Below are 10020 nucleotides of genomic sequence, written 5' to 3'. Positions count from 1 at the left end.
ACCGGGCGCTGGTGGAGGGCATGGTCGCCGCCGCCGGGGAGCGGACGGCGGCGGCGACCATGCCCTCCACCAGCGCCCGGTACCGGGGCCGGGCGTACAGCCCGGCAATCTCGGCGGCGAGAGCGCGCAGGTCGCCGCGCAGCGAGCCCGTGTCGGGGATCGGCACCTCGCGCGTGCCGACCTCGCCGAGGAGGTCGACGACGAGGCCCTCGGCGTTCCGCCACCTGCGGTACAGCGTCGCGAGGTGGACGCCCGACCGCTCGGCCACGCGCTCCATGGTCAGGCCGGCGTATCCGGCGTCCTCCAGCTCGCCGAGCACGGCGTCGAGCACGGCCGCGCGCGTGCGGGCCGTCCGGCCCCCGGGTCGGGCGGCCCGCGCGGCCGGTGCGTCCTCGCTCACCCGGCCGATGCTAATGCGAAAGACTTCGCATTAGCAACCGGTCACCGCTCGGTGCGCAGGGTGGGCTCGGCGCGGACGGGCGAGTCGTCCGCCGCGTCCGGGATGAACGGGATCACGAACGCGTACTCGGCCAGCACCGCCTCGGACACCTCCCCCGACTCGCCGAACGCGGCGATCTCGCCCCAGCACGGCGAGCCGAGCGAGCCGCTGCGGTGCCGCACCGACAGCCCGGCGCACAGGTTCGCGAACCGGAGCCGCTCGGCGAGCGGGAGGCCGGCGAGCGTGGCGAACACGAACCCGGCGGCGAACACGTCGCCCGCGCCGGTCGGGTCGAGGGCCTCCACCGGCAGCGCGCCGACCTCGGCCCGCCCCCCCGTCCGCGAGTCGATCGCGATGGCGCCGTCCCCGCCGCGCTTGACCACCACCACCGGCACCCGGCCGGCCAGCGCCTCGGCCGCGTCCGCCGGGGTGCCGGTCCGGGTGTAGGCCATCGCCTCGGCGGCGTTCGGCAGGAACACGTCCACGTGCGCGAGCCGGTCGAGGACCTCGGCCGGCCAGGCGCCGGTCGGGTCCCAGCCGAGGTCGCCGAACACCACCGCGCCCCGCGCGCGCATCTCCGCCGCCCACGGCGGTACCGGGCGGTCGACGTCGACGAAGCAGGCCCGCGCGGCCGGCGGCGGCGCGCCCAGGTCGTCCGGCGGGGACGGGACGGGCTTGGCGAACGTCACCATGGCGCGGTCGGAGTCGTAGGCCATCGACACGGTGACGGGCGTGGACCAGCCGCGCACCCGGCGCGACAGCCCGAGGTCGACGCCCTCCTGCTCGGCGAGGGTCCGCCACAGGTAGGCGCCGAACATGTCGTCGCCGAACGGCGCCGCCAGCCCGACCCGCAGGCCGAGCCGGCTCATCGCCACCGCGATGTTGGCGACGCCGCCGGGCGCCGAGCCGAGCCCGTCGGTGACGATCTCGGTGCCCGGCGGCGGCAGCCCCGGCAGCCCGGTGAAGATCATGTCCATGAAGACCTGGCCGGACAGGAACACGTCCAGCCCCGGGCCGTCCCCGCCGCCGCGCAGCCGCTCCCCCGCCGGCTCCCGCTCCGCGCAGGGGTCGGCGAGGGACGGCTCGGGCGCCCGTCCCGGCGCGCTCCGCTGAGTCACGAGGCCCCCCGTGGCGAGGCGTGGGCAAGATCACCCAGACCCTAGCCCCCGCCTCCGACGTTCTCTCTTACCTCGGAACTTGGAGTGCTCTTCTCCATGAGCAGAGAAGACTCCCACCTACCTTGCGGTGGCGGGCTTGACGCGCTTGTGCGCCTGACGACTGCACCTCCCGGCAGCCGGGACCGCCACTAGGCCGATCCTGTACAGATGAAGGATATTTCGTGCCGCATTGTGGTCAGCGTTGCCCGACCAGCCGCATCCGGTGTTCTTACACACGAACCTGGCCTGGCTCTGCCGACTGCCGGGCGTCGTCGCACCACACGCCGAACAGCGCTGGGATGTGCCAGGGGCAGGGACTTTGTGCAGCGTGCCGCCGCGCCGGACCGTCTTGTACGCAAGCATGCCGATCATGCGCCCCCAGGACTCGGCACTGATGGAGCGGTTTAGCCCGCGCTTCTGGGCGACGTTCTTACCTGGCTGGTCCACTGTTCCTCTGGCGGATGCGACCATGTTGGTGATCTTCAGTGCTTCGACCACCACGGTGCCGTACCGTTCGGCGATGTCGGTGGTGGTCTTGTGCTGCCAGTCCAGGGCTCGGCGCTTGGCTCTCGCGCGCAGCCCTGCCATCTGGTCATAGGTGTGCTGCAACCGACGAGATGTCTTCTCGCCGGGTTTGTGGTGCTGCTTGCGCCGGGCGGCGTGCTGCTCCAGACACAGCAACGTGGCCTTTTCCTTGTCGTTCAACCAGTCACCATGGTGGAACTCGGTACCGTCGGAAAGGGCAAGCGGCACCGCTATGCCCAAATCGATGCCGACCTCCGGACCGGGGTGCACCCCTGGGCGAAGGTGCGCCGTCTGGACGCGGAAGGCGATATGCCAGCCGAGCGCATCCTTGATCAACCGCGCACCAGTGACGCGGTTTCCTTCATCGGCGTGCCTGCCGATCGGCAGGTCTCTGGTCCATCGGAACCGGACCCGACCCACCTTGGGGATGGTGACCATACCCCAGCGGCGGTGAACCCTGACTATCCTCATGCGGCGTTCCTGGGTGATGTCCACTGACATCGGAGTGCGAAACCGCGCCTTGAAATTCGGCGCACAAGCAAGGCCCTTCCAGCAGTTCGTCCACGCTTGGTGGTAAGTCCTCAGCACTGCCTGAGCGGCCTGTGCGGGAAGCACCGCTAGCCAGTCGATGTCCTTGCGGGCCTGGCGAATGGCAGCGTTGGCAGCGGCAAGTGTGCGCTTGTGCTTTGGCAGCAACGTCCACCACTCATGCAGCAAATTCCACAGAGCCCGCGCAGCGTGCGCCTGCTCGTCGAGTTTGGCCACCTGGTTGGGCGACAGCGTAAGCCGAGCGCGGTGCCCAGACCGCCGCTTCACCAAGCCACCTTCACTCATGATCGTGACCATACCATTACTTTGCGTAGCGTATATCCGGCCCATCGGATGCCAGCCTTCGCGTCGCAACCGCGACAACCGCACAAAGTGGTATTGACCAGTCAGTGCAATCGGACATACGGTGTGCAACCACAGGAACAACCCCCTGGGAGGTGAACGGCGTGCCATCCGCCGGTGAGGCCCGGTCCGCGAGCACGAAACGGCAGGCGGTGCGCCGGGAGCTCCTCTCCATGCTGGACGGCCTGGACGTGGGCGACGCCCTGCCGTCCGAGCGCCGGCTCGCCGAGGAGCTCGGCGTGTCCAGGCCGACGCTGCGGCAGGCCATCGACGGGCTCGTCGCCGAGGGGCTGCTCGAACGGCGGCACGGCAGCGGCACCTACGTGGCCGAACCCCGGATCGCGGTGTCGCTGACGATGACGTCGTTCACCGAGGACATGATCAGGCGCGGGATGAAGCCGGGCGGCCGGGTCCTGTCGTTCCGCACCGAGACCGCGGGGGCGCGGATCGGCAGGCGGCTCGCCCTCTCCCCCGAGGAAGAGGTATTTACCATTCGGCGGCTCCGGCTGGCCGACGAGGCGAGCATGGCCATCGAGACCCTCTACCTGCCGCGGGCGCTGCTGCCGGGCCTGCGGCGGCACGACCTGGAGGGGCGGTCGTTCTACGACCTGCTGCGCGGCGGCGGCATCGTGATCGCCTCGGGCACCGAGACGATCGAGCCGACCGTCACCACCGCCGAGGAGGCCGCCGAGCTGGGCGTGCCGGTGCACACGCCGGCGTTCCTGTTCGAGCGCGTCACCAGGGACCCGGACGGGCGGCCCCTCGAATACGTCCGGTCCGTCTATCGGGGCGACCGCTACCGGCTGGAGCTCGACCTCCGGCCGCCGACCCACTGACCGTCCCACCCCCTGGGAAGTGAGGCGACTTCACCGTGGACGTCATCAAGGACATCCTCACCTTCCTGGCCGACAACGTGTTCGGCCAGGTCCCCATCCTCATCGGGCTGATCACCCTGATCGGGCTGATCCTGCAGCGCAAGCGGTTCGAGGACGTCTTCGCCGGCGCCCTGCGCGCCACGATCGGCGTCGTCATCCTGTTCATCGGCGTGGAGGTGTTCACCGGCGGGCTGACGAGCTTCCAGACCGTCCTCGCCAGCGCGATGGACACCACGCCGCCGAAGGCCGACAACACACTCGCCGACTTCCTCACCGACCAGGGCGGGACGATCGCGCTCGTCATCACGGTCGCGTTCCTCGTCCACGTGCTGGTCGTCCGGCTGTTCCCGGCGGCCCGCTACCTGTACCTGACCGGGCACCTGATGTTCTGGATCAGCACGGTGACGGTCGCGTCGCTGGTGACGATCGCGCCGGGCGCCGACCAGCTCACGCTGGTGCTGTGCGGCGCCGGGTTCGTCGCCGCGTACTGGACGCTGCAGCCGCTGTGGATGCGCCCGCTGATGCGCCGCGTCATGCCGGACGACCGGTTCGGGTTCGCGCACACCAGCTCGCTCGCCTGCCTGGTCACCGGGTACGCCGCGCGTCCGCTCGGCAGCCGCGAGAAGCACGACACCGAGAAGCTGAAGCTGCCCCGGCAGCTGTCGTTCTTCAAGGACGTCAACGTCAGCACCGCGCTGATCATCACCGTGATCATGCTGGTGGGGGTCGCGCTCGCCGATGACGGCGTGGTGAGCACGGCGGCGGCCGAGATGGACGACAAACTGTCCCCGTGGGTGTGGGCGATCCTGGTCGGCCTCCGGTTCGCGGGCGGCATCGCGATCCTGCTGTTCGGCGTGCGGATGTTCCTCGGCGAGATCGTCCCGGCGTTCAAGGGGTTCAGCGACCGCGTGATCCCCGGTACGCGTCCCGCGCTGGACGCGCCGACCGTGTTCCCCGTCGCGCCGACCGCCGTCATGGTCGGGTTCGTGGCCTCCACCGCGGTGTTCCTGGTCTGCCTGGGCGTGTTCGCCGGGGCCGGCTGGTTCACCCTCGCCCCGCCCATGATCATGCTGTTCTTCGTGGGCGGCGCCGCCGCGCTGTTCGGCAACGTGGTGGCGGGCTGGCGCGGCGCCGTCCTCGGCGGCGTGATCACCGGGCTGATCCTCGCGGTGGGGCAGGCCGTCACCTGGGACCTGTACGAGAAGACCGCGCCCGAGCTGGCCACCCTCGCCGACCCCGACTGGTACGCGATCGCGTGGCTGCTGAAGGCCGTGGACCCGGTCGTCGGCGGCAACTCGATCTGGCTCGTCCCGGCCGTCGCGCTCGCCGCGATGGTCGCGTCGCTGCTGCTGCTCGGCCGCGCCGAGAAGCGCCGGGCGGCGGCCGAGGGCGGGGACACCGCGCCCGAGGACGAGGACAAGGCCCCCGCGAACGCCTGACGAAGAGGGCCTGACCGAACCGACGAAGAGGGAAGAACGAGATGGCACTGGACCGGCAACTGGAGATCCTCGCGGTCTGCGGCGTCGGCATGGGCTCCAGCCTGATGCTGAAGATGACGGCCGAGGACGCGCTGCGCTCGCTCGGCGTGGACGCGCGGGTGGAGAACACCGACGTGTCCACGGCGCGCGGGATGTCGCCCGACGTGGTGATCGGCCAGGGCATGCACACCGGCGAGATCGCCGAGCTGGCGCCCGTGGTGATCACGATCAGCGACTTCCTCGACAAGGAGGGACTCGAAGCGCAGCTCAGGGAACGCCTGACCGAGCAGGGCTGGCTGTCATGACGGTCATCGCGGCGACCGACGGCGTCACCGCCGGCGACTGGCGGGAGGCCGTCCGGAAGGCGGCCTCCGCGCTGGTCGACGCGGGCGCGGCGGGCGAGGGCTACCCGGACGCGTGCGTACGGGTGGTCGAGGAGAACGGCCCGTACATCGTGCTGACCAAGGGCCTGGCGCTCGTCCACGCCCGTCCCGAGGAGGGCGGGCTGGCCGTCGGCGTCGGCGCGACCCGGCTGGCGGCGCCGGTCGAGTTCGGTCATCCTGACAATGACCCTGTCGACCTGCTGCTCGCCTTCTGCACGCCCGAGCCGGACGCGCACGTCGGCGTCCTGTCCGGGCTGGCGCGCGCACTGTCCGGCGGCCTGGCCGACCGGCTGCGCGCGGCGGCCGGCCGGGACGACCTGGCCCGCACCCTCAAGGAGGCCCTGCCCGATGCCTGACGCCGCCCGGACGAGTTTCCCCGACCGGGTGAGAACTCTGCTGGACGATCTCGACACGACCTCCGGCAAGGCGATCGACGCGGCCGCCGCGCTCGTCCTGGAGTCGGTCGATGCCGGCGGGATCGTGCACGTCGCCGGGGCGGGGCATTCCCTCGCCATGGTGTTCGAGACGTTCTACCGGGCCGGGGGCCTCGCCGCCGTCCGCCCGATCTGGGACCCCGCCGTGGTCCCGATCGGGGACGCGGTGCGCAGTACCCGCGTCGAGCGGGAGGCCGGGGTGGGACGCGCCGTGGTGGCGAAGGCGGCGCCGGCCCCGCCGGACGTGGCGGTGGTGTTCTCCACCAGCGGCCGCAACCCGTACCCGGTCGAGATCGCGGCGGAATGCCGGGCGCGGGGCGTGCCGGTCGTCGCGGTGACGTCGGCGCGGGCCTCGGAGGGCGCGGCGGCGCGGACGGAGACGACGCTGGCCGACCACGCCGGCATCGTGCTGGACACGCGCGTCCCGCCCGGCGACGTGCTCCATCCGGCGGCGGCGCCGCGCACCGCGGCGGCCTCCACGATCCTCGCCGCGTACGCGTGGTCGCGGGTGCTTGCCGCCCTGGACGACCTCGCGGCGGCGCGCGGCGCGGACCCGCCGCGCTGGACGAGCGCGAACGTCCCCGGCGGCGACGAGGTGAACGCGGCGCTGCTCGCCCGGTACCGGCACCGCGTCCCCGAGCTGACCGGGGACGGTTAGCCGAAAACCTGGGCTCTTCCTGCGGCGTTTCGCATATGGTCTGGATCGCTCCCTATGACATGATGCGTGGCTACCATCGGACAGAACGAGGAGCGAGATGACGACACGACCGACCGAGGACGACCTTGTTGCGCTGTTCACGCGCGCGGACCTCGGCGGCGACCAGAGGCTCGACCTGATGGAGTTCACGCTCGTACTGGACGAGCTCGGGCTCGCCTGGACGCGTGCCGAGACGCAGGACAGGTTCGAGCGGGCGGACGGCAACCTCGACGGGTACATCTCCTTCGAGGAGTTCCGCGCGATCATGGAGTCCCAGGGCTGGGCCGGGGGGCCGCTGCCGGCCGCCGGCGCCTGACGGACGGCACCTGACGAAGGCGACCTGACGCACACAGGGGCCCGCCGGCGCGTCCGGCGGGCCCTTTCGCGCGCGGTGGTCAGACCCGCCGGCCGCGCAGTTCCCGGTACCGGCGGACGAGCGCGGCCGTGGACGGGTCGGGCGCCCGCCCCGGCGGCTCCTGCGAGGTGAGCGCGGGCGCGAGGTCCATCGCCATGACCTTGCCGAGCTCGACGCCCCACTGGTCGAAGGAGTCGATGCCCCAGATCGTCCCCTCGACGAACACGATGTGCTCGTAGAGGGCGACGAGGGAGCCGAGGGTCTTCGGGGTGAGCTTGGGCACCAGGATCGTGCTGGTCGGCCGGTTCCCCGGCATGACCTTGTGCGGGACGATCGCGGCGGGCGTGCCCTCGGCGGCGATCTCCTCGGCGGTCTTGCCGAACGCGAGCGCCGACGTCTGCGCGAGCAGGTTCGCGGTGAGCAGGTCGTGCATGCCGGCGGGCCCGTCGGCGGCGGGCTCGGTGAACGGCTCGGCGAAGCCGATGAAGTCGGCGGGGACGAGCCGGGTGCCCTGGTGCAGCAGCTGGTAGAAGGCGTGCTGGCCGCCCGTGCCGGGCTCGCCCCAGAAGATCGCGCCGGTCTGCGCGACGACGGGCGCCCCGTCGGCCCGCACCGACTTGCCGTTGGACTCCATCGTGAGCTGCTGGAGGTATGCGGGGAAGCGGGCCAGCCGCTGGCTGTAGGGCAGCACGGCGCGGGTCTGCGCGCCGAAGAAGTCGGTGTACCAGACGCCGAGCAGCCCCATGATCACCGGCATGTTCGCCTCGAACGGGGCGGCGCGGAAGTGCTCGTCGATCTCCCGGAACCCGGCGAGCATCTCCCGGAACGCCTCGCCGCCGATCGCGATCATCAGGGAGAGGCCGATGGCGCCGTCGAAGGAGTAGCGTCCGCCGACCCAGTCCCAGAAGCCGAACATGTTGGCGGTGTCGATGCCGAACTCGGCGACCCGCTCGGCGTTGGTGGAGACGGCGACGAAGTGCCGCGAGACGGCCTTGTCGTCGCCGATCCGGTCGACGAGCCACTGCCGCGCGACCTTGGCGTTGGTGAGGGTCTCCAGCGTCCCGAACGTCTTGGAGCTGATGACGAAGAGGGTCTGCTCGGGGTCGAGGTCGGCGAGCTTCCCGGCGATGTCGGCGGGGTCGATGTTGGAGACGAACCGGCAGGAGATGCCCGCGTCGGCGTAGTCGTGGAGGGCCTCGTAGGCCATGGCGGGGCCGAGGTCGGAGCCGCCGATCCCGATGTTGACGACGGTGGTGATGCGCTTGCCGGTGAAGCCGGTCCACTCCCCCGAGCGGACGCGTCCGGCGAAGTCGGCCATCTTGTCCAGGACGGCGTGCACGTCGCCGGCGACGTCCTGCCCGTCCACGGTGAGGGCCTCGCCGGGCGGGAGGCGCAGCGCGGTGTGCAGGACGGCGCGGTCCTCGCTGACGTTGATGTGCTCCCCGGTGAACATCGCCTCGATCCGGTCGCGCAGCCCGGCCCGTTCGGCGAGCGCCGCGAGGAGCGTCATCGTCTCGCTCGTCGCGCGGTGCTTGGAGTAGTCCAGGTGGAGGTCCCCCGCGGTCGCGGTCATGCGCCCGGCGCGCTCCGGATCGTCCGCGAACAGCTCGCGCAGGTGCCGCCCGGCGAGCGCGGCGTGGTGCTCGGCCAGCGCGGACCATTCGGGCGACTCGGTGATATCTGCCATTGCCTCTCTCATCTCCTCGCGGGGCGGGCGCCGAAATCCCCCGGACGCGTCCCCACGGCGATCATAGGTAGACCGCGCGTGACCGTATCAGGGTCGTCCCCCGCCGCGCAGGAGACCGCGCGGGAGACCGCCCCGGACGGACTCGCCCGTCCCGCCGCCCAGTAGTGTCGCCGCCACGGCGCCTGGCCGGGAGCACGCGGAGGAGCACGATGAGCGACGGCATCACGCGGATGTTCGACCTGTCCCCGCTCGGCGAGGACTCCTTCCTGGCGACCTCGCCGAGCGTGGGGCGGCCGCGGCTGTTCGGCGGGCAGGTCGCCGGGCAGAGCCTGCGCGCCGCGTGCCTGACCGCCGGCGGGCGCCCGCCGCACTCCCTGCACGCCTACTTCATCCGCCCGGGGACGCCGGACGAGCCGCTGACGTTCGACGTGGCCCGCACCCGCGACGGCCGCTCGTTCTCGACCCGGCACGTCACCGCGAGCCAGGGCGGCAAGCCGATCCTGGAGCTGATCGCCTCGTTCCACGACCCGGAGGACGGCTTCGACTGGCAGGTGGACCCGCCGGCGGACGTGCCGGGCCCGGAGGGGCTCGACGCGCCGGTGCTCCCATCGTTCTTCAAGCACCCGGCCGGGTTCGACATCCGGGTGGTGAACCCGCCCGGCGGCGACGAGTTCCCGATGACGCACCCGTTCTGGGTCCGGGCGTCCGCGCCGGTCGGCGACGACCCCGCCCTGCACGCGTGCCTCGTCACCTACCTGTCGGACATGGCGGTGGTCAGCAGCGCCCGCGCGCCGGGCTCGCCGAGGCGCCTCGCCACCGCCGTGACGCTGGACCACGCCATGTGGTTCCACCGCCCGCCGCGCGTCGACCAGTGGCTGCTGTACTCGGTGGATCCGGTCGTCAACCACGGCGCACGCGGCCTGGCGCGCGGAACGCTCCACACGGCGGATGGCACGCTCCTCGTCTCGGTGGCCCAAGAGGCCCTGCTGCGTCCCGCGTCCTGACCCGCGTCAGGCGTCGGCGAGGGCCGGGACGGGCTGCGTGACGCGGGCCGGGGCGGTGGCGGTGCGGGCGCGGCGGAGGCGGGCCAGGGCGTAGG

At 71.9% G+C, this 10020-nt stretch carries 11 protein-coding genes; 7 read left to right on the top strand and 4 right to left on the bottom strand.

Annotated elements, in window-relative coordinates; all coding sequences use genetic code 11:
* The 3 genes from HUX53_RS16330 to HUX53_RS16320 all read right to left on the bottom strand — a co-directional run.
* A partial coding sequence (locus HUX53_RS16330; protein ID WP_309237264.1) for a TetR/AcrR family transcriptional regulator occupies nucleotides 1–400 on the bottom strand: 400 nt, incomplete at its 3' end.
* 41 nt (nucleotides 401–441) lie between these two features.
* Nucleotides 442–1557 carry a carbohydrate kinase family protein gene (locus HUX53_RS16325; RefSeq protein ID WP_309237263.1) on the bottom strand — a complete coding sequence of 372 codons (1116 nt, stop codon included), beginning with the start codon at nucleotides 1555–1557 and terminating at the stop codon, nucleotides 442–444.
* Nucleotides 1558–1674: 117 nt separating this feature from the next.
* Nucleotides 1675–2967 carry an RNA-guided endonuclease TnpB family protein gene (locus HUX53_RS16320; protein WP_217919499.1) on the bottom strand — a complete coding sequence of 431 codons (1293 nt, stop codon included), beginning with the start codon at nucleotides 2965–2967 and terminating at the stop codon, nucleotides 1675–1677.
* Between the two features lie 149 nt (nucleotides 2968–3116).
* Here HUX53_RS16320 and HUX53_RS16315 point away from each other — a divergent pair, with 149 nt between their 5' ends.
* From HUX53_RS16315 to HUX53_RS16290, 6 genes are all read left to right on the top strand, one after another.
* A complete protein-coding gene (locus tag HUX53_RS16315; RefSeq protein ID WP_309237262.1) occupies nucleotides 3117–3848 on the top strand; it encodes a GntR family transcriptional regulator in 732 nt (243 codons plus the stop codon).
* Nucleotides 3849–3883: 35 nt separating this feature from the next.
* Nucleotides 3884–5326, top strand: a complete 1443-nt coding sequence (locus HUX53_RS16310; RefSeq protein WP_176404055.1) for a PTS ascorbate transporter subunit IIC — start codon at nucleotides 3884–3886, stop codon at nucleotides 5324–5326.
* 41 nt (nucleotides 5327–5367) lie between these two features.
* A complete protein-coding gene (locus tag HUX53_RS16305) occupies nucleotides 5368–5670 on the top strand; it encodes a PTS sugar transporter subunit IIB (protein ID WP_176404054.1) in 303 nt (100 codons plus the stop codon).
* Nucleotides 5667–6104, top strand: coding sequence for a PTS sugar transporter subunit IIA (locus tag HUX53_RS16300; RefSeq protein WP_176404053.1), 438 nt, complete (start codon nucleotides 5667–5669; stop codon nucleotides 6102–6104). The genes HUX53_RS16305 and HUX53_RS16300 overlap by 4 nt, the downstream gene beginning before the upstream one ends.
* Nucleotides 6097–6840 (top strand): sugar isomerase domain-containing protein, encoded by a 744-nt coding sequence (locus HUX53_RS16295; protein ID WP_176404052.1) that lies wholly within the window; start codon nucleotides 6097–6099, stop codon nucleotides 6838–6840. The genes HUX53_RS16300 and HUX53_RS16295 overlap by 8 nt, the downstream gene beginning before the upstream one ends.
* 97 nt (nucleotides 6841–6937) lie before the next feature.
* Nucleotides 6938–7195: an EF-hand domain-containing protein gene (locus HUX53_RS16290; protein ID WP_176404051.1), complete on the top strand. Its 258-nt coding sequence runs from the start codon at nucleotides 6938–6940 to the stop codon at nucleotides 7193–7195.
* Nucleotides 7196–7274: 79 nt separating this feature from the next.
* Here HUX53_RS16290 and pgi read toward each other — a convergent pair whose 3' ends face one another.
* The gene (gene pgi, locus HUX53_RS16285) at nucleotides 7275–8921 is read right to left on the bottom strand and encodes a glucose-6-phosphate isomerase (RefSeq protein ID WP_176404050.1); all 1647 of its coding nucleotides are present in this window, start codon (nucleotides 8919–8921) and stop codon (nucleotides 7275–7277) included.
* Nucleotides 8922–9130: 209 nt separating this feature from the next.
* Between pgi and HUX53_RS16280 the strand changes: the two genes are divergently transcribed.
* Nucleotides 9131–9925, top strand: a complete 795-nt coding sequence (locus HUX53_RS16280) for an acyl-CoA thioesterase II (RefSeq protein WP_176404049.1) — start codon at nucleotides 9131–9133, stop codon at nucleotides 9923–9925.
* Nucleotides 9926–10020: the final 95 nt, after the last annotated feature.

This window comes from Actinomadura sp. BRA 177 (genome assembly GCF_013372625.1).
GTDB lineage: Bacteria > Actinomycetota > Actinomycetes > Streptosporangiales > Streptosporangiaceae > Spirillospora.
This window is presented reverse-complemented; position numbering and strand designations above follow the sequence as displayed.